The organism is Marinobacter salexigens, from assembly GCF_018860765.1.
Taxonomy (GTDB): Bacteria; Pseudomonadota; Gammaproteobacteria; order Pseudomonadales; family Oleiphilaceae; genus Marinobacter; species Marinobacter salexigens_A.
In genome coordinates, this window is the sequence record NZ_JAHKPV010000021.1 from 192,211 (window position 1) to 212,095 (window position 19,885).

The window sequence follows — 19,885 nt, forward strand, 5'->3', positions numbered from 1 at the left end:
GCGAAAAGCTCAAGGAGCAGCTTTACATGATTACAATTCAAACAAAAATGAAGACACTTCCCGGGCTGATATTGGCAAGCAGCATGCTACTTGCGTTTCCATTGCTGTCTGGTTGCAGCAACGGCGCGGATTCATCGGAAGCGCTCTCGCACATTACCCGTGCAGAAACATACTCTGAACAAGGCCAATTCCGTTCCGCCCTACTTGAAGTGAAAAACGCCATCCAAAAAGACCCAAACAATGTTGAACACATTGTGCGCTTGGCAGACCTGTATCTGCAGGTAGGAGCAGCAAAATCCGCCTCAGAGCTCCTTGAGCCATGGATGCAGGAAAACCCCGAAGCAATAGCTCTTACTTTAGCCCGTGCTTATATGGAACAGGGCAAGCACCTCTCGGCGACTGAAGCCCTCGCTCTGCAAACCCCTGAAACACCGGAAGAACAGCTTGAAGCATCGCTTATCCGTGCTGAGGCCTTGCTCAGATCTGGCGAAGTAGCTGAGGCCCTCGCCCTTTTCAATAATCTACGCGCAAGCAATGCTTCTAACACCGAAGCAATAACAGGTGCCCTCAAAGCGCTAATCAACCTTGGCAAACACACTCAGGCCATAGAGACCGCCGATGACTGGCTCACAAAAAATGACAAAGCACCGGAGGTTCTATATTGGAAAGGTCTAGCCCAGTATCAGCTAAACCAGTTGGAGCAAGCGTCTGCCACACTTACCGATGCAGTAGGCGAAATGCCAACCTCGGATGTTTTCCTGCCCATCCGCCGAAATGTACTGACTGCACTCTCCCGGGTGCTCACAGAACAGGGCAAAATTACAGAAGCCCAGATTTATAACCACATTTTGGCAGAGAACAGCAACACCAGTGCGCGCGAACAAGGCGAAGCCGTTATGGCGGCCCTGAAAGAACGCAATTTTGAAGGAGCGAAAACAATCCTGCGAGACAGCCTCAAGCTAGATCCGGAGAACGAGCAAGCAGCCATGCTACTCGGAGCGATTTCCGCAGGCACTGGAGACCTCGACGAGGGCGCGCAGTTACTTACTGAAAATCTAGACCCAGAAACCACTCCAACCCAGTTCATCCGAGCCGCCACAATGGCCCAGATAGATACTGGAGACCGAGAGGTCGCCCTAAAAACGCTAGACCGCGCCATACAAGCTCGCCCGAACGATAACGAGCTATTGGCCATGCATGGCATATTGGCCCTTAGCCTTCCCGCCTACGAAAGTGAAGGCATTGCCAGCCTTAGTAAAGCCATCAGTAACCAGCCCGAGCGAGTTCGATTCAGGCTTGCACTCGCAAGACACTACCTACAAAAGGGCAACCCCGAACAGGCACTTGGCCAGTTGCGAATGGCGTTCACAACCAACCCTTCAGACTGGGCCACCACTGGCACGTATCTCAACGTACTCATCCAGCAGGGAGAAAAACAAGAAGCTGGCGAAATTCGCGACTCGTTGCTTAACGGGTATGGGAATGAACCCCGCGCAGTATTATTGGCGAGCCTTGTAGATACCCAGTTAGGAAACCCAGAGGCTGCAACAAAACGACTGGAAAAACTGGTCAATGAAAGCCCGCAACTACAGGCACCTAAGGTCGCACTGGCAAGCCTTTATACGCAATCCGGACAAACAGATCAGGCGGTCAGCTTGCTGATTGATGCCGCCACATTAACGCCAGATGTAATTCGCCCTCTGCAGCAAGCTGGCCGAATCTACGCCCAGAACCATACCTTAGCTGAAACCATAAGCTGGTTGGAAAATGTAGCCGAATCTCGCCCTGAATTAGAACGCAATAGCGACGTACTCTTAACATTGATCGCAATAAATCAGGACAAGTTGTCAGACGCCAGAGCAACTCTCTCTAAATGGGAAGATACCGAGTTCGGCCCCGTGAAGCTCGCCTATGGCCAACTTTTACTCGCTGAAACCAACGCTGCTATAAGCAATAAGGAATGGCCCCAAGCACGAGCAAAAGCTGCAGAAGCCATTGCTCTAGATCCGAAAAACATTGGATTTGCACTCTTGCCAGCGGGAATCGCCCAAATGGAGGGAAAACTGGATGACGCCTTCTCGGCAGTGGATGCTGTAGAGAAGACCCACGGAGAGTTCCCTGCCACTATTCTTTCGCGCGCAAGGTTGCTACAACAGCAGAAAGACTCAAAAGTCGCTTACGACTACCTCTCTGATAAATGGCAAGCCACTAAAATGATTCAGCTGATGCCGCCACTTATCGGCTTAGCCAAAAAAGAAGACTCGGGCGCGCTTGGCGACCTCACGCAACAATGGACTCAGGCAGCCCCCCAGAACCTAGCAGCCCACTTAGCAAGGGCAGACTGGCTCCTGACCAACGGACAAGAAACGGCTGCTGTAAACCACTACGAGCAAGTTCTTATCAGGCAACCCAATACCGTTGCGGCATTAAACAACCTCGCTTGGACGTTGCGCAATGAAAACATTGAACGCGCAGTGAAGCTAGCCAAACAAGCAAGCGAACTGGCACCTAACAGCCCTGCAGTACTAGATACCTATGGCTGGGTTCTTCATCTGGCAGGAGATCATACGGAGGCGAAGATAGCCATCGAGAAAGCTTTGGAGCTGGCGCCAGGCAATGCTGAGATCGAACAACACCTTGAGGCTGTTAAAAACGCTTTGTAGAAAGCGCTCAACAGCCCTGCCAGATTCCGGCAGATTAAATGCCTGAAGCACTAAAATCTCAGGCAATTTCATTCAAATAAGCGTCGATTTTTTTTACACACGCAACAAACAACTCACTTATTTATTATAAAATTCAAGATGTTAACAATGTGGTATGATTTTCGCTTAAGATCTAGATAGGTTCGGGTAGTACCGGCCATAAGCCAAACCACTTGTGAGGGTGGGACGGAAAGCCAAGGATCTCAAAAATAACGAGACAGCCTGGTTGCAAAGCAACCTATATGGAATTAGAGCTAAACAACCGGAGTACACATGAACAAACTATCGAAAGGGTTTATTGGTGCAGCGCTTCTGAGCATTTCAAGCGCCACACTCGCAGTACCCATGTTGGGGGGCATCAGCTTCTCATCATTACCAGGGAACGGGTTCACCTTTGACTCAGTAACAAATCAGTTTGATTTCGACCCTGGTCTCAATTCGAGCGTAAATAACACTTCAGGTGACTTCGCAAACTACTTTGCGAACGGGGATCTCGCACAGTTTTACGATTTCACCTACGCGCCATTCTCAGGCCCCCAAACCATTTGGGATGCCACCGCGACTGTTGGTTCGAACAACGGTACAGCGCTGTCATTCATCCTGAATAACGCCAGTGTTGATTACGAAACTAGCAGCCTCGTTGTTATTAGTGGCTCTGGCACCTTAACTGACGGCGTTGAATCAGTTTTGGGCTCTTGGAACATTACTGCCAATCAGGCAGGCGGAGCTTTCAGCTGGTCCTCGTCCACAGCCGTACCTGAGCCAGGCACTTTGGCGCTGTTGGGCCTCGGCCTTGCAGGACTTGGTGCTGCTCGCCGTCGTCAGAAATCCTGATCTCGGCAAGCTAGAAAAAAGCCAGCTTCGGCTGGCTTTTTTGTTTTGAACTTTAGTTTTACGTATAGGTCTTAGGTAGTACTTTGTGAACATCACCCAGTGAAATGACTAGAAGTCTGGCGGACAAACGATGTTAAGGAAAACACTCAACAACTTATCCCTTTCCAGACCTTACCTTGTCGTTACAGTCATTGCTGCCTTAATCTTCTACCCTACCTGGATGCGGCTAGCACAAGCTTGGCTTGAATTTGAGCAAGTTCTCGCTCATGGCCTTGCAACAGCTATTATTTATCTTGGCCTGCTGATCATTCATCCGCCTGCGGCTATCGAGCGCCACACGTTATCTAAGCCCCACCATCTTGCTGGTGCCGCTCTTCTGGTTGCCATAACCTTGGCTTGGGCACTCCTCGAATTGGTTCGCATCGATACTCTGGCTTACCTACTACTGCCAGCCGGGTTAATCGCCACAGCCTGGACACTTCTGGGGCTACCAAGAACACTAACCTTTATTCCCTACGCACTGCTTTTATCACTGTCGCTGCCAATTTGGGCAGACCTAGTTCCTGGGCTTGTAGAAATCGCCAGCGTCGTTGTAGGGACCTGGGTGGGCTGGTTTGGCATGACAGCTCTCATTGAAGGCAACAGCATTACCCTGCCCTACGGCCGCCTAATCATCGCAGACGGCTGTTCCGGTATTCGCTATTTTGCAATTTCTGTTTTGCTGGCCATGATGACCTCCATTCTCAACGACTACCGCTGGCGCGGCTGGCTGGTCACCCTACTGATCGCCGCTTCACTCGGGCTTATCGCAAATTGGGTGCGCATCACAATCTTGGTCGTCGTCGCCTATGAAACCAACATGCAAAGCGAAATGCTCGCAGATCACGAAACCATGGGATGGGTCGTTTTTGGCGCGTTTATTATTCCCGCACTGTACTTTTCCCCAGTCCGAAAGCGTATTACAAAAGGGAGCCCGCTCAACGGCGGCCTCTACAAAAAAGGCATCGTTGCGATTGCGGTAGCCATAGCTCTTGGCCCACTGGCACTCCTGCTGGCCCAAAACACCGCCAGTCCAAAGCCTGTATGGAGCATTGCACCATCGGAGTTTCGACAAACCCAAACTGGTAAACTTCCCCTGCCAATCGCCCTTCCGGATACTCTAAACGAGCAGATCTGGAAGTCTGGGGATATGTGGATATCCTTCGCACAGAGCCAAAAATCAAAGCCTGATGAGAAACTTGTACCCTACCTACCAAAACAATTCGACACGTCGGTTTGGCACGTAGAAGCGCAACTGGAACCCGGCCTGAGTGTTTATCGAAACATCTTAAGCCGAGATAGAGTTCTTGTGGCCCAGTGGTACAGAGTGGGCTCGAAAAAGAGCTGGAGTTACCGCAATGCCAAACTGCTCCAGATCCCCGCCATACTTGCTGGTGAAACGCGATTTGCCGTTGTTACCATTCAAACACCCTGCGGTCCTCGAGATTGCACCAACCTACTCCCCAAAATGCATACCGCAATGGCTTCAATTCAAGCCAAGCAAAAGTGAACCCACACCCAATTAACATTATTTAACAAAATTTACATCTTCATTTTGCCTAACTTCTCTCCAACTCTCTGTTTTATTTCCGTTCATCTATTCGGATAGCCCGCAAAGCGACGAGTAGATGAAATGTGCTGTTACCAGTATCTCAACTATAATCATTGTGTGATTACTGAACAATCTGGCAACGATCTGTAAGAAGTGCCCAGTAAATTCACCGACTAACCGTGGAAACGCCAGTGGACAGTACCTCTATAGAGTCTGCACGTGCCGAATGGACCACCATTCTGGGTGAATCGGGCGTAATCGCAGCGAGCCCAAAAGATTATGGTGCTTCTACTATGGGAGTGGTGCGTCACATTCCTGCTGTGCTTCGCCCAAAAACTAAGGAGCAAGTGTCGGCAATACTTCAGGTGGCGCAACGTTGGCAGATAGCAGTTTACCCAGTAAGTACAGGCCATAACTGGGGCTACGGTAGCGCCAACCCCGCTCAAGACGAGTGCGTTATTATTGACCTCAGCCAGCTCGACAAGATTTCAGAATTTGATCCTGAAATGGGCGTGGTAACGATTCAACCGGGGGTAACCCAAGGCGCTTTGAGGGAGTTTTTAGACCGCCACGATGGCGAATATTTAGTCCCGGTAACCGGAGCAGGGCCAACTTGCAGCCTCCTTGGAAACGCCCTTGAGCGCGGCTACGGCATCACCCCAATTACCGACCACTTTGCGGCAGTCACGAAAATTGAAGCCATCTTGCCAGACGGCACACTCTACCGAACACCTCTCAGCGAACTGGGTGGAGCGGAAGTGGACGGGCTGTTTAAGTGGGGCCTTGGCCCCTACCTAGACGGGCTTTTTAGCCAAGGAAATTTTGGCGTGGTTGTGGGCATTACCCTCGCTCTGGCCCCCACTCCTGAAACCGTAACCGCCTTTTTCTTTTCCACCAAAGACGATTCCAAACTGGAAGCGCTGGTGCCGACCGTAAGAGCTGTGCTGCGAGCCCTGAGCGGATCAGTAGTCGCCATTAACCTCCTCAATAGCCAACGCATGCTCTCAATGATGACGCCCTTCCCAGCAGACAAAGCCGTTGAGGGAGTTCTACCTGAAAACGTGGTCGAAGACTTAGCCCGTCGACATGGCGTACCTGCATGGAGCGGGGTAGGAGCAATTTATGCTTCAAAGGAAGTGGCCAAAGCGGCTCGGCGCACACTAAGGCGACTACTAGGCCCTGTTACAGACCGGCTTATATTCATCAACCAACGCAAAGTTGATATGGCCCAGAAGGTCACCCGCTTGCTACCGGGCAAGCTTGCCACAAGAGTACAAGGCATGGCGGATACGCTCTCCGGCGCGCTGCAAATCATGCACGGCACCCCGAACGATGTGGCGCTGGCACTCGCATATTGGCGCTCAGGCGACTTACCGCCACCGGGGCACCCCAAAAATCCCGCTCAGGATGGTTGCGGGCTCATCTGGTTTGCACCATTGGTTCCAATACGTGGAAAAGACGCACGCCGCTATATCGATATGATTGAACGTGTTTGTCCACAGTACGGTATCAACCCACTGATTACCCTAACAACAATAAACGATCGCTGTTTCGACTCTACTGTGCCTCTGCTCTTTGATCGCAAAGACACAGAAGCAACAACACGAGCGAATGATTGTTATCGCGCGCTGTACCACGAGGGGCAAAAGGAAGGCTTTCTACCCTACCGCCTAAACATCCACGCCATGGACATCCTCAATAACGGTAGCCTTGGGTTCTCTAAGCTTTCGAGCCAACTCAAAGCCGCCATCGACCCAAACTCCATCCTAGCACCCGGGCGTTACATTCCTAGTACAAAGCGTACCGAGGTTTAATGAGGATCTAGCTATGCCAACAGGCCAACAACATAACGAAAACGTCAGCGCCATCTTCAACTCGGTCTTTCACGTAGAGTTGGCGACCTCTCCAGAAGTAGTTAACGAAGTTTTCGAAGTGCGTTATCAGGTTTATTGTGTAGACCGGCATTTTGAAGACCCAGACTGCTTCCTTGATAAACGCGAACACGATGAGTACGACGAGCGATCTGTTCACGCCCTGATTCGTCACAAGAAAACGGGCGACAGCGTTGCCACCGTTCGTCTAGTGATGGCTGGCGACAACCCTGAGCAGGCCGACTTCCCTATGGAAGGCTGCATTAAACACATGAGCCGAGCAGCGCAGCAGGCAGTCGCCAATGCACCGCGCAACGAAATCGCCGAAATATCGAGAATGGCGGTTAGCCGGGAATTTCGACGACGCCTCAACGAAGAGCAAACCGTTTCAGGCATTAGCGAAACCGCCTACTACTGCGATTCAGAAAAGGGGAAGCGCGCAATGCCATACATAAGCCTAGGACTATTCGCCGCTATTCTACAAATGTCGGTGAAACATGGAATAACTCATTGGATGGCCGTTATGGAACCAGCACAACTACGACTGTTAAAGCGGTGCGGCGTGGAGTTTGATCATGTCGGCCCCATACTCGAGTACCATGGTCGCCGCCGCCCTGCCTTCACAAGTGCAACCAAGCTGCTTGATGGTATAAAAAAACGCCGCCCAGATGTTTGGGCGTTGATCACCGATTCAGGACGATACTTACCAGAACAACCTAGTAGCGGCCATACAATAAATGAGGTGCAGGCTGCCTAAGCACTGCAGAATGAAAAAAACCCCCGTTTTTAAGCGGGGGCTTTAGTTCTAGGTCGACAACCTAAATATTATGCCTTTGCAGTTTTCTTCCTGCGTGAGAAGCCAAGACCTGCGAGGCCCATTCCTAGTAGGGCTAAGGTGCCGGGTTCTGGAACATACTCTACTGCTGTAATTCTGAAACGGGTCTGGAAATCATTGACTGCGCCTTCTTCAGTTACAAGCCCTACACAGCCGCTTGGAGCACCTGCTGCTGCACAACTAGGATCACCCAGCGTGGTTAAGTCAGCGAGCTCCAAGAACAACGTGTAAGTGTAGCCACCCAAGTTAAATGACGAGTTGAACTCGAAATTGCCAAAGGCATTTAACGTGGCACCAGTAACACTGCCAATAGTGAATATGTCAGCACAGTCAGGGCCCGCCGGCTCAACACAGGTACCACCATTACCCGTTTCAATGAAATAGCTACCAAACGTAGTCGACGATGCGGGCAAAGAACCACCAGCAACTGGGGCGAACGGTGTCAAAGTCAACGTTGATACTAAGTCAAAGCTATCTAAGGCAAGACCTTGAGATGGGAGAACGTTGTTGGTGTGAGTGAACACCCCACCATTAACGTAACCGCCGTTGGTTACAAGGCCGCTAGCCTCATTAACGTTCGTAATCGAGACAGAAGACTGATCTCCACTGCCGACACCCCAGGACAAAGTACTAGTATTATTTCCGTCGAGTGTTCCGGTTCCAGCTGTGGGTACCGCATTAGTAAACACGCTATCTACTTGGTAACCCCAATTGGTAATTAAATCAGCGTTAGCAGACTGCGCGCCCAATGCAAATGGGACAATAAGGGATGAAAGAAGCGTTCTTTTAAGGGACTTGCTCATTGTTGTATCTCCTTGAAAGTGGACGCTGGCAGCCGTACTTCGTGATCAGCACGTCAGCGCTAGGAGCAAACGAGCATCTTCTATGCCACGAGCAGGAATTGGTTAATTTTCAGCCATGTAAAGCGACCTATAACGATAGCTCAGCAGATCTGAGGCATAAGGTGTAAGTATCTTCGACGCACAAGCAGTATAAATATCCCGCCTACGGCGGTATGTTGTTTTTTAAGGAAGATTTAGCTTTTCTTGAAAAAACAAAGAGAACTAAAAGGACCTGCCTTTAGAATGAAAAAGATTATTAAAATCCATAGAACGCAAATTCGCCTAAAAGTGCGTAAATTATGCTGACGCAATCAAAGCTAGAGCCGACAACATACCTGAGATTTTTGAGACCGACATAGAGCAGCTCCAAATATTTGCTATGCTAAATCCTTGGGATATTCCAAGAGTCAAGGAAGGGCAAAAATGTTGAAGCCAAACTCATTTCTTCTGCGTATCGAAAATCAAGATTATCAGCGCCCCGCCACTCACGCCCTCAACGCGCAGGCCTTCCTCCAACTGCAGGATCCCAATCCATTCTACATCCGCCACGAACCTCAGCAGTCCGGGGAGTTCAAGCTCTTCTTCGGCGAGAGAAAAGATAGCCAAGACATAGATTTCGACACGCCAATAAACGGGACTTCTATAACCTACTCTATTATAAGAAAAAGGTTGATCGTTACGTCCGACTTAATCGGCGCCGAACCAGTTTACTATCGACATAGCGGCTCAACGATTCAAATATCAAACCGTTTGGAAAACTTGGTTAAAGAAAATGATTGCCCCGATTGGGTAGCCATTCATTGTTACCTATCGTTTGGTTACACATTAGGGGAAAGCTCGTTCTTCAAGAATATTTTTCAAACTCTGCCAAACCAAAGAATAGAGATCGACACAGAGTCTCTAGAGCTAAAGAAACTAGTTGCCGACTCCGCACCTCACACAATGAACACGGAATCACTAGCAAGCAATAGTAAAGCCGTCTCAAACCTACTTTATAACGTTATGCAGACCTACAGCCCCATGGTACTGATGACTTCAGCCGGCTGGGATTCCAGAGCCCTACTCGCACCTCAAAAATCTCCAATCACTGCTGCCTACACCCACGGAGACCTCTCAAGCCGGGAGTGTACCATTGCAAAAAACATCACAGGCACTCTACGTATGGATCACTATTTCAAAGATGTGGAAGGGATGGTGATCGATACAAAGCTGCTCGATGAGATGCTAGAGCTTCACGGCCATTGCCTTTGGCCAATTTGGCACATATCCAGCAGATTTATCTCAGAGACATTATGCTTACCCATCGCCAGCGGAGTGATTGGTGCCAGAATGGGTGGGCACAACGGCTTTCCAAGCATGGGCTCTCGATTTCAGAAGATCATTAACTCTTTACACACTATAAATCCAAAAATAATATCTAAAGAAAAAATAATAAACGATATTAAGAAAAATTCGACAGCACCTAAAAACTTCTGGTTTACCAGTGACAAGGGAAGTAAACTTTTTGGCGATTTAGCAAATACAACAACAAGAAATATACATAATACCATTGACAGATACTTGAACGATACAAACGACTTATCTTTTGCAATCGAGAAATTCAACTATGATCACATCAGCCGACAGTATATGATGAAACAGCCAATATTGGCAGGAGCATTCAAAGGCTACTACTCCCCTCTTAGTCAGCCCAACCTTATTAGACTTGTCTACAGCATTCCGTTCAAACAGCGAATACAAAATCGTTTAACCAAAGGAGTAATTTCAGAGCTTAACCCGGGTTTATTGAATTTTCCAATGGCGGCCACATTGACTCAGGCTAAATATTCTATTTTTACTCAGGAGATTTCAAGAATATTACGAATAACACTTGAAAAAACATTTTTCAAAATAAAAAACAATCGATCTAAATTTGGGTGGTTCAACTATGATCACCTTTACTCAACAGATTTTTTTGAAACCACAATAGAATCTCTTAAGTTAGACATTTGGTCTAAAAATCGAATGCTTAATAGAATACCAAACAATATAGTTCATGGTATAGATGCAGGGTCTACCATGGACATGGTTTGCAAAATAAAAACAGTTGACTATCACTTATCCAGAGCTAATATTAGCTTATTATAAGCTTAATTTTCGGCCACCACGACCACACTTAATAATTAAAAGGAGACCAAAAGCAAAGACTCGGTGAGGTTTTTCGCGTTATCATCGAGGCCACTTCAGGCTCACCCAGAAGACGAATGGGAAATGTTGCCCGACGGTCAGAAAAAAGCCAGAAAATGAACCTAAACTGTAAACGCCTCATAGCTATTTTTTGAGCAGTGCCCCGCTACGTAATTTTTTTCGGGTGTTACTGAGTCATTGTAGCTTTATGTTACTAAACTGACAGACTATCCTATGCCCCACAAGGGAGGTCGGCCGTAAGAAGGTTTATGAAAAATATCGTATTTCTATTAGAGGAAAAAGACGGCATCGCCAGAGTCCGTGAGCCTGTAAACGTTGGTGTTCCGCTGCCAAAAAATATGGCTCATACTGTAGAGAATGTCTCGCTCACTGATGGGGATGAGCCGCTCACAGTTCAATTTCTACCTCTCGCTTATTGGCCCGACGGCAGCATTAGGTGGCTTCATGTTTGCTTTCTGATAAGTCTGGAACCAAACGGAAGGAAGGACTTGGTATTAGCCCAACGCAGCCCAACCCCGCCCCATTCAGCAGAACCCGTTGTAACGTCGGAAACTGGGGGCAAGGTCATACCAACTTCACTAGGTAGCATTGTCTTGAAAAGAGACGATCTGGCTTGGGGGATCCGCGCGCGCAACGATGACATCACACCGTCTTCCGTGATCTTAAACGATAAAAACAATATAGCATGCTTGGCGAAACCGGATACGGACTGGGAAATCACCCATACAGGCCCCGTATTTGTGGCTGCAGTCTTAAAGGGCCAATGGATAAACCAACTCAGCGAGCCACTTGCAAGGTTTGAGTGCGAGCTACGTATCTTTTTGGAAACTAGCCTAGTACAAGTAGAGCTAGTAACACATAACCCCAGCCGCGCACGACATCCGGGCGGCTTATGGGATTTAGGTGACTCAGGTTCCTTACACTTCCGTGAACTTGCCATAGAAACAACCGTATCTGGCACAAGCCCCGCCAAGGTCATACCACAGGCAACAGATGCAAGCCCATGCGCTTTTAATTTCGCTGACTTCAACCTCTATCAAGATTCAAGCGGCGGTAAAAACTGGCGAAGCCGAAATCACGTAGACGCGAACGGCGACGTCACGACCCAGTTTTGTGGCTACCGTATCACTAACGCAGGCAAGCTCGAACACGAAGGTAAGCGCGCCAATCCAATAGTGAGTATTAAACACGATTCTGGACAGCTAGAGCTTGCGGTACCCCACTTCTGGCAGAACTTTCCAGCAAGCCTGCAAAAAGAAGGTAACATAATAACCGTTGGGCTCTTTCCTAAAGATGCAAAATCTGCCTACGAGCTACAAGGCGGAGAAAGAAAGACATTGCGCTGCCTCATGAGCTACCAGAACAACACCAGCTTATCTGCGATGGCCTACACACCTCTGGTACCAATAATTGCGCAAGAGTGCTATGAGCGTGCTGAAGCCTTCCCCTGGTTCAAAGCCAAGACAAAACCCGGCCTACTGGACCAGCTTATTGCCCAAGGCCTTGAGGGAGAATCTGACTTCTTTACTAAAAGAGAAATAATTGACGAGTTCGGCTGGCGTAACTTTGGCGATATCTTTGCAGACCATGAAACCCTCTATCAGGCCAAAAATGAAGAGCCTTTCATATCTCATTACAACAACCAGTACGACGCAATATACGGCTTTGCGCGTCAATTCGCACTCACTGGAGAGAGGCGCTGGTTTGAGTTGATGGATGATTTGGCAAGCCATGTTGCAGATATAGACATTTATCACACTGAGGAAGATCGAGCAGAATACAATAATGGCTTGTTCTGGCATACCGATCATTATCTTGATGCCCATACGGCTACTCATCGAACTTTTTCGAAGCTCAATGACACAAGTTCGACGCCGGGACAAACAGGTGGCGGACCAGCGGCTGAGCACTGCTACACTACGGGGTTGCTTTATCACCATTACATGACCGGTTCGCAAGCTTCACGGGATGCAGTTCTTCAACTAGCAAATTGGATTCGAATTTCCCACGAAGGTCAAGGCGGCCTATTAGCGCAAATCCTTGCCGTAAAGAAGCACGATCTGCCTAAGTTAAAAGCGCTACTTAAAGGCCAGCAAACATCCATCCACCAATACCCGTTTACCAGAGGTACAGGCAACTATATCAACGCCCTCCTGGACGCATCGCTATTAGAGCCTGACGGAAACTGGCTCAAACATGCAGAAGATGTGATTAGCAAAACCATTCACCCATTAGACAATATAGATGAACGAAACTTGCTGAACGTGGAAACTGGCTGGTCATACCTGATACTGATGACTAGTATTGCCCGGTACCTGCACATCAAAATGGAATTCGGCGATACTGATGCCCATTTGGTACACGCGCACGAGGCATTCATGCATTACACCAACTGGATGCTGGAGAATGAGCGCCCTTTCCTGTCAGATCCTGAGCAACTTGAATTTCCCAACGATACTTGGGTAGCCCAGGATATACGCAAAGCGATGCTGATGTTTCAGGCAGCGGAGCTGAACCCAGTGAACGCCCAAAGCTTCCAGAAAAGAGGACACCAGTGGTTAAAGGAGGTTTTTGAAACGCTAGCCAAAGGAGAACAAAAGCACTATTCAAGAATTCTGATTATACTTATGCAAAATTACGGCCCTCATCACACAAGCCCTATGGACGTTGCATTCAAGTTGTCAGGCGACCCCTCAAAAGCAGTGTCGAGTAAGCCTCCAATTCTTACTTGGGGAGCGCTGACTAATAGAGTATTTACCAGATTGCTTCGAGGCGCACTCACATTCCGGCCATCAAGAGAGCGCGCCTGGATTGAAGCTCGATTGGATCGCACTTAATATGCAGACTTTAAAACGCTTCCTGAAACTAATCTTTCGGGCACTCGCATTCCCCGTGTATTTGCTCTTCTTGCTATTCGCTCAGTTTGGTAAGACCGATAGCGTGTTCATGTCATTTTCGCAGGGCCTAAGCCTTATACCTGGAAAATTTGGGACCTACTTACGTGCCGCTTTCTACCACCTTACCTGCCCAGACACCTCTGACGAAATATCAGTGGGCTTTTTGACGATACTATCCCATCGCAACACAAATATCGCAAAAGGGGTCTATATCGGGCCTCAGTGTAATATTGGCATGTGCTCAATCGGAGAAAACACTTTGCTCGGTAGTGGAGTACATGTTTTAAGCGGAAGTAGCCAACATGAATTTTCAGATATTACGAAGCCCATTCAGGAGCAAGGCGGCCACTTTGAAAAAGTCCGAATAGGGGCAGACTGCTGGTTAGGAAACACTGCACTAGTGATGGCGAGCCTCGAAGACCAGAGCATACTTGCGGCAGGCAGCGTCCTCACTAAACCTACAATCAGGGGAGATATTCTGGCGGGCAACCCGGCGAAATGTATCAGTAATCGCTTAAAACCCAACTCAGCCTATTCGCCCAAGCCATCACAGGTGGCCGAATAATGAAGAGCTTTACAGAAGCAATATACTACCGCTCACCGACCCTCTTGCAGAACTTATTAGTGTCCGCTTATGGATACAAGTTGTACCATAAGCGATACGCAGGATCGCTCTACCGCGACATTATGGAAAAGGTACGCCTCAGCCGGTCTTGGAGTTCAGAAGAGATCGAGGCATACCAAAGCGAACGCCTGCACGAAATGGTGAAGCATTGTCGATTAAATATCCCTTACTACCAGCAACAATTTTCGGAGCATGGGATCCATGAAAACGACATTACGGCGACAGAGCACATTACACGCTTACCAATTCTCCAAAAAGAGACACTCAAGGAAAATTCGCAACTATTTAGCCAACCCGGCACAAAACCCTTTATGCTTCAGCACACGAGCGGTAGCACGGGCACTCCATTGGCCCTTGAGGTTGACGAGCGCACCTACAAACTAGCAATGGCATTATTGGTTGATCACGAAGAAACGCATGGAGTTCCCTTTGGCGCTAAACGAGCAACCTTTGCCGGAAGAATGCTCAAGCCTGCCGACGATATGAAACCACCCTTCTCCCGTTTCAATCGAGCTGAAAACCAGAAACTTTTTTCAAGCTACCACCTTAATGGAAAGACGTTTCCTCACTACCAGAAAGAGCTCGACCAGTTTCAGCCTATAGAGCTGATCGGCTACCCATCAGCAATCTACGATCTTGCCAGTCAGTACCAGAATTCCGATTCGAAGCCGGGCTTTCAACCCAAAGCGATCATTACCAACTCAGAATCACTCCTTGTGTGGCAAAGGGAAACAATTGAATCGGTGTTTGGGTGCACAGTTTACGACTACTACGGAACCGCTGAATATGTAATGTTTGCCGGGCAGGATAAAGCCGGGGTCTATCAGCCGAACCCTCTTATTGGCATTGCAGAAGTTGATGTGCGTAGCGATACAATTGACACGGGTAATCTATTGGCTACATCGCTAAGCAACAGACAAATGCCATTACTTAGATACAACCTCGGTGATACGGCAACTTTAGCGAACGCGAACCATCCAACGGTCGGAACTCCTACCCTAAAATCTATAAATGGCAGAATCGATGATTATATCGAAACCCGTGACGGACGCTTTGTCGGACGTATTGACCATATATTTAAGGGTGTTAGCGGAGTTCGAGAAGCTCAGGTCGTCCAAGTGTTCCCCGGTTCTGCTACTGTTAAGCTGGTTAAAGACTCATCCTCCAGTTTCAACGAAACCTCTCTCATCTCAAACTGCAAACAAAGGCTCGGGGATGACTTTCAGATCGCCATAGAGTTTGTATCAGAAATCGAGCGAGGAAAAAATGGCAAATTTCGTTCCGTGGTTAGACAAAAATGAATGACCAGTGCACCCAAGTAAACGCGCGACCCTATTTTTCATTCGTGATACCTGTGTACAACGAGGAAGAACATATTGCTTCGTGCCTTACCTCAATCTTTAGCAGCAACTACGACAGTGACAAATACGAAGTAATCGTTGTCGATAACGGATCTGAAGACCGCAGCCTAGAAATTGCACTTACTTTCGAGCAAGCAAGAGTGTTTGAACTCACTCAAGGAAACGTAGGTGCGGTAAGAAACTATGGCGCTGCTCAAGCGCTTGGTCAGATCCTCGTTTTCATCGACGCAGATTGCCTTGTTGATAACGAATGGCTAACCCGAGCTCACGACTTGATTAACGAGCACCCGAAGTGTGCCTACGGAGGAGGCGTTAAATTACCAATAGACGCTACATGGATTGAAAGTTCATGGCTCCTAGAGAAACAAGGTAAGCCGACCCTGCCGAAACACCTGATAGGTGCCAGCACTGTACTGTCCAAAGACCTTTTTCATTCGGCTGGAGGATTCAATGAAGAGGTATCATCTGGTGAAGATACTGATTTACACAACCAGCTGATCTTTGCAAGCGCAACCGTGATTATTGATCATGCGCTCAATGTCACGCATCTCGGAAATGCTAAAACGCCAATGCAGTTTATACGTCGGCAGATTTGGCACTCAGAAAACTATATAAGCAACCTACAAAAATCATTAAAAGATCCAATTTTCTTAATAACGCTAACATTCATCACGTTATTAATTTTGGCTGCAACAACAATTTTCTTCCTACCAGAAAAATTCACGTCTTATTGTATTCTTTGTGCTTTTTTGGCCACCCCGACCCTACTTTCTTACAAGCGTATGCTCCGATCCAGATATGTTAGTTTTAACCCACTGACCCTAATAAAAATTTACTTCCTAGACTACCTATATTTATCCGGCCGAAGCATTGGAATAATAAAGAGTCTCTTCCGATAATAGAAAACCTAAAATATAAAATAACACCCTATTATTCAACATCAAGAAGTGGCGGCTTAGGTGGACTAATTTGATTCGTTTCCAAATGAGCTGGGATATCGTGCCGAATAACTAGATCATCAATTGCCCACCACTCCTGATAGCGCTCCTCATTAGGCCGGGCACTAAAAAAGTCGTTGCCGCCAATTAAAACAGAGTTCCATTTGACCATCGGGTAACCAGGCTGGATCCAAGCGACGGTCTTATTCGTAAAAATACGATTGTCATCTATCCACTGCATGAGAACACCATCGTAGACGCCCGGTGCGCTGTTCATCTTCAAGTAGAAAGCAACCTTCGTCCAATTAGTCTCATTTCCAAACACTTGATCAAGCGCGGCAGGCCCGCTAGTGATCAGCCCTCCATTTTTCTTATCTGGCAGTACAGCGTCAGCACCGTTAACCCCCATTCCTTCCAACGCTTTTTGTGTGTATGAGAGGCTCAATTGACTGCGCTGGAAAGGGTAGCCATAAGGTATTCCCACCATTTTATTCGGGTCAAGATGGTCGCCCTTTGTAAGCATGGCAAGGCCATTGCGAAACCCATAATCGACATTGCTAGAACCAGCCCCCCATATAAAATCTGGTTTGTTGGACTCATCGAAGTAAGAATACACTTCGTCTCTATTTCCGGCCCAATGCAACACTCTAAAAAGCTTGGCGGATCCCACTGCGTCCGCATAATAGGATGCTATCATTTCATTTGAAAATGTTATGTAAAACTCGACGTAAAGCTCTGTTAACCCGTCTGGAGGTACGCTGCCACTCTCTGGTAAGTAAAACATTGCGATGCCATCCGAAGACCATGCACCGCCGGTAACAGTGCTGGAATCACGCCACTTAACAAACGACTTACCTGTTCCACCACGAGATTTTTCTGCGTTGGCCGCCAAAACTTCTATAGATTCGTGACCATCAGGGTAACCATTCGAAGGAGACCATTGGGGGGTTTGCCTTATTGAGAACCACCCGTCAGGAAGCGTCGCTCCATCAAACGAATGCTGACCACGGTCAGGGCTTCCGGAAATGAAAGGGCTGTCATTTTCTAGCAACCCACTATGCCAATCTGGATGACTGTCAAAACGCTCTTCGAGCACAACATCGGCGAAACACGGCACCACCCATAACGCGAGCAAAGAGGTAGTGATTCCTATCTTAAGACGAGAACGTAAGTTAGTCATTTGTCGTGCCCACCACACAGAAGAAAAATGAAAGGTTAGCATGTAGAGTTAGTTAAAACCCTAGTGGCGAAAAAAACAACACAAAACACTACAAATAGTCAAATTTTTCTCGGGTCAGGTTTGTTCAATGCTCACACCATTGGGCATCCTAGCGGGTCAACTTACTCTTTTAGATCTGGATTTCTCTCGTTTCAACGGGCACGCAGTGATGAGGCTAGACTTATGACGGATTTAACTCTTACTTAGATTTTTCGGACGCACCCCGTTCAGTAAGAATAAGAGCAAGCTAGATTTCTTAATCTTTTGATGGGCCAGCATGGTCACTATAAACGTAAGTATGACTATAACCGGATACGCAACGTAAATATTGACTGGAAGGCTCAAAAAAACAATACCAAAAAGGATGACGAGAACATGGTGCAAAAGATATATACTATATGCCGATTCCGAAACTAATCCAAGAAATCGGCTTCTATAATCGAGAAATCGTTTGAACAGGGAAAAGCATATAGAAGATAGAAAAATAATTAATATAGAATAATTATAAGCAGCGGAAATATCATAAACAACGCTATCCTCGATAGCGGACTTTTTAATACACCAAGACACTCCGTACGCCAATAGAAATACAACAAGGTCAATGACTTTAGGGCTAGAAAATCTAAATAATAGCTCTTTACTATATCCTAAAAACAACCCAACAACAAAAAACTGAAAGTAGAAAAGAAGTATGAAAACACTACCTACATTAAATATAGTTTTGTATATCTCGACAACAGAATTTAGAGCATATATTCCGTCAATAATGAACGGGAAGGCGACAATCATTAAGAGGTACGCCCACTTACCAGAAAAGAAACTGCTAGTTTTCTTGAGAAAGATATGTGTAGGCTTGAATAGAAAAGCCACCCAAACAACTACATTGTAGACACTTAGGTTTATCAGAAACCAAAGATGTGACACCCATCGACCTTCGGTGAAAAATCGTAACAAATCTAATGATTTACTATTGTAGTATGAAAGCACTATCTCTTGAATTACGTTAAGCGTTAATGCAGTAAATACGAGAGGAACTAGCAGCCTTAAAATTCGATCGACGATATCGACTCTCTGTTTTCTCAAGTATGTATACGAAAAAAAGAATCCTGACACCATAAAAAATGCGGGCATTCTAAACAGATTTATAAAGCCACTAATACCACTAAAAAGTATATTTGATTCATCACTTGATATTAACCAAACCTGATTTGGGCTAAAAATATTTGCTGCGTGCAATAAAATACCAAGTATCATGAGAATAGCCCTCATCGAATCCATGTAGTGAATTCTTTCTTTACTTAGCATTCCTTGGGCACCTTATCGAGAAAAACACGGTATCCATTGGAGTTCAAATGTACACCGTCATTCAAGTAATATTTCGGTATAACCTTCTTAGAGAGCTTTGACCCTACAACAATTACTCGTGGGTGCTTAGCTAAGGCCTCCAGCTCGGTGTTCAAAGCCTTAAACTGCAAGTGATACTCAGAACGAGATGGTGCCAACTTAACTTTAATTATTACTATATGCGCTTGATCGAATTCAGAGCTTAGTCGTTCAGCCAGCTGATCAAATTGACTAATAACTTGATCAACATCTTCACCATAAACTATATCGTTTTCGCCAGCATAAACGATAACTAATTTGACCGACCTAGACAAAGATTGCAGGTTTAGATAAGTAAAAATCTTATCCAAAGTTCCACCTCCAAAGCCACGATTTAGGAAATTTGAACAATTCTCAAAGTGTTCCAAAGGTAGATTAATTATGGAGCTGCTACCTAACGCTATAGCTCCGATATCATTATTGTTTTTTAGGTCATCGATAAAATATTCAATATAGTCTGAATTTTTAAATCCAAACCAGACACTAAATGCTATCACTATTATTGAGCCAGTGAAGATGGAAGCCATTTTTTTGAAAGATGTACTATATCCAACCAAAATATAATTCTCTGTTGATTAATTACTAAATATTCATAAACAA

The 19,885-nt window shown here is 46.8% G+C and carries 13 protein-coding genes, 1 pseudogene and 1 riboswitch; of the genes and pseudogenes, 10 read left to right on the forward strand and 4 right to left on the reverse strand.

Features of this window, described 5'->3' with window-relative positions; all coding sequences use genetic code 11:
• The first annotated feature begins 26 nt into the window (after positions 1-26).
• The 5 genes and pseudogenes from KO508_RS14560 to KO508_RS14580 all read left to right on the forward strand — a co-directional run bounded on the left by KO508_RS14560 (position 27) and on the right by KO508_RS14580 (position 7,755).
• The gene (locus KO508_RS14560) at positions 27-2,663 is read left to right on the forward strand and encodes a tetratricopeptide repeat protein (protein ID WP_252738147.1); all 2,637 of its coding nucleotides are present in this window, start codon (positions 27-29) and stop codon (positions 2,661-2,663) included.
• Between the two features lie 192 nt (positions 2,664-2,855).
• Positions 2,856-2,936, forward strand: a riboswitch (cyclic di-GMP riboswitch).
• 513 nt (positions 2,937-3,449) lie between these two features.
• Positions 3,450-3,536 (forward strand): annotated as a pseudogene (locus KO508_RS19130) (PEP-CTERM sorting domain-containing protein); the annotation flags it as partial.
• A gap of 130 nt (positions 3,537-3,666) precedes the next feature.
• A complete protein-coding gene (locus KO508_RS14570) occupies positions 3,667-5,085 on the forward strand; it encodes an exosortase/archaeosortase family protein (RefSeq protein ID WP_216009035.1) in 1,419 nt (472 codons plus the stop codon).
• Positions 5,086-5,318: 233 nt separating this feature from the next.
• The gene (locus tag KO508_RS14575) at positions 5,319-6,941 is read left to right on the forward strand and encodes an FAD-binding oxidoreductase (RefSeq protein WP_216009036.1); all 1,623 of its coding nucleotides are present in this window, start codon (positions 5,319-5,321) and stop codon (positions 6,939-6,941) included.
• Between the two features lie 13 nt (positions 6,942-6,954).
• A complete protein-coding gene (locus KO508_RS14580; RefSeq protein ID WP_216009037.1) occupies positions 6,955-7,755 on the forward strand; it encodes a PEP-CTERM/exosortase system-associated acyltransferase in 801 nt (266 codons plus the stop codon).
• A 68-nt stretch (positions 7,756-7,823) separates the two neighbouring features.
• Here KO508_RS14580 and KO508_RS14585 read toward each other — a convergent pair whose 3' ends face one another.
• Positions 7,824-8,636 (reverse strand): THxN family PEP-CTERM protein, encoded by an 813-nt coding sequence (locus KO508_RS14585; protein ID WP_216009038.1) that lies wholly within the window; start codon positions 8,634-8,636, stop codon positions 7,824-7,826.
• Positions 8,637-9,098: 462 nt separating this feature from the next.
• Between KO508_RS14585 and KO508_RS14590 the strand changes: the two genes are divergently transcribed.
• From KO508_RS14590 to KO508_RS14610, 5 genes are all read left to right on the forward strand, one after another.
• Positions 9,099-10,802, forward strand: coding sequence for a hypothetical protein (locus tag KO508_RS14590; RefSeq protein ID WP_216009039.1), 1,704 nt, complete (start codon positions 9,099-9,101; stop codon positions 10,800-10,802).
• Between the two features lie 308 nt (positions 10,803-11,110).
• Positions 11,111-13,699, forward strand: a complete 2,589-nt coding sequence (locus KO508_RS14595) for a hypothetical protein (RefSeq protein ID WP_216009040.1) — start codon at positions 11,111-11,113, stop codon at positions 13,697-13,699.
• A gap of 1 nt (position 13,700) precedes the next feature.
• Positions 13,701-14,324 (forward strand): acyltransferase, encoded by a 624-nt coding sequence (locus KO508_RS14600; RefSeq protein ID WP_216009041.1) that lies wholly within the window; start codon positions 13,701-13,703, stop codon positions 14,322-14,324.
• Positions 14,324-15,685 (forward strand): hypothetical protein, encoded by a 1,362-nt coding sequence (locus KO508_RS14605; protein ID WP_216009042.1) that lies wholly within the window; start codon positions 14,324-14,326, stop codon positions 15,683-15,685. Before KO508_RS14600 ends, KO508_RS14605 begins: the two co-directional genes overlap by 1 nt.
• Entirely contained in the window at positions 15,682-16,644 is a 963-nt protein-coding gene (locus KO508_RS14610) for a glycosyltransferase (protein WP_252738148.1), read from the forward strand. The genes KO508_RS14605 and KO508_RS14610 overlap by 4 nt, the downstream gene beginning before the upstream one ends.
• Before the next feature lie 31 nt (positions 16,645-16,675).
• On the opposite strand, the gene KO508_RS14615 is transcribed toward KO508_RS14610, so the two are convergent.
• The 3 genes from KO508_RS14615 to KO508_RS14625 all read right to left on the reverse strand — a co-directional run bounded on the left by KO508_RS14615 (position 16,676) and on the right by KO508_RS14625 (position 19,812).
• Positions 16,676-17,863 carry a hypothetical protein gene (locus tag KO508_RS14615; protein ID WP_216009044.1) on the reverse strand — a complete coding sequence of 396 codons (1,188 nt, stop codon included), beginning with the start codon at positions 17,861-17,863 and terminating at the stop codon, positions 16,676-16,678.
• 231 nt (positions 17,864-18,094) lie between these two features.
• Positions 18,095-19,207, reverse strand: a complete 1,113-nt coding sequence (locus tag KO508_RS19085) for an acyltransferase family protein (RefSeq protein WP_216009045.1) — start codon at positions 19,205-19,207, stop codon at positions 18,095-18,097.
• On the reverse strand, positions 19,201-19,812 hold the full coding sequence (locus KO508_RS14625; RefSeq protein WP_216009046.1) for a GDSL-type esterase/lipase family protein: 612 nt from the start codon (positions 19,810-19,812) through the stop codon (positions 19,201-19,203). Before KO508_RS14625 ends, KO508_RS19085 begins: the two co-directional genes overlap by 7 nt.
• Between the last annotated feature and the right edge of the window lie 73 nt (positions 19,813-19,885).

Excerpts from the sequence above, each read along its gene's own strand:
- KO508_RS14560 (WP_252738147.1), top strand. The coding sequence starts at position 27 with ATGATTACAATTCAAACAAAAATGAAGACACTTCCCGGGCTGATATTG.
- KO508_RS14570 (WP_216009035.1), top strand. The coding sequence starts at position 3,667 with ATGTTAAGGAAAACACTCAACAACTTATCCCTTTCCAGACCTTACCTT.
- KO508_RS14580 (WP_216009037.1), top strand. The coding sequence starts at position 6,955 with ATGCCAACAGGCCAACAACATAACGAAAACGTCAGCGCCATCTTCAAC.
- KO508_RS14585 (WP_216009038.1), bottom strand. The coding sequence starts at position 8,636 with ATGAGCAAGTCCCTTAAAAGAACGCTTCTTTCATCCCTTATTGTCCCA.
- KO508_RS14590 (WP_216009039.1), top strand. The coding sequence starts at position 9,099 with ATGTTGAAGCCAAACTCATTTCTTCTGCGTATCGAAAATCAAGATTAT.
- KO508_RS14595 (WP_216009040.1), top strand. The coding sequence starts at position 11,111 with ATGAAAAATATCGTATTTCTATTAGAGGAAAAAGACGGCATCGCCAGA.
- KO508_RS14600 (WP_216009041.1), top strand. The coding sequence starts at position 13,701 with ATGCAGACTTTAAAACGCTTCCTGAAACTAATCTTTCGGGCACTCGCA.
- KO508_RS14605 (WP_216009042.1), top strand. The coding sequence starts at position 14,324 with ATGAAGAGCTTTACAGAAGCAATATACTACCGCTCACCGACCCTCTTG.
- KO508_RS14610 (WP_252738148.1), top strand. The coding sequence starts at position 15,682 with ATGAATGACCAGTGCACCCAAGTAAACGCGCGACCCTATTTTTCATTC.
- KO508_RS14615 (WP_216009044.1), bottom strand. The coding sequence starts at position 17,863 with ATGACTAACTTACGTTCTCGTCTTAAGATAGGAATCACTACCTCTTTG.
- KO508_RS19085 (WP_216009045.1), bottom strand. The coding sequence starts at position 19,207 with ATGCTAAGTAAAGAAAGAATTCACTACATGGATTCGATGAGGGCTATT.
- KO508_RS14625 (WP_216009046.1), bottom strand. The coding sequence starts at position 19,812 with ATGGCTTCCATCTTCACTGGCTCAATAATAGTGATAGCATTTAGTGTC.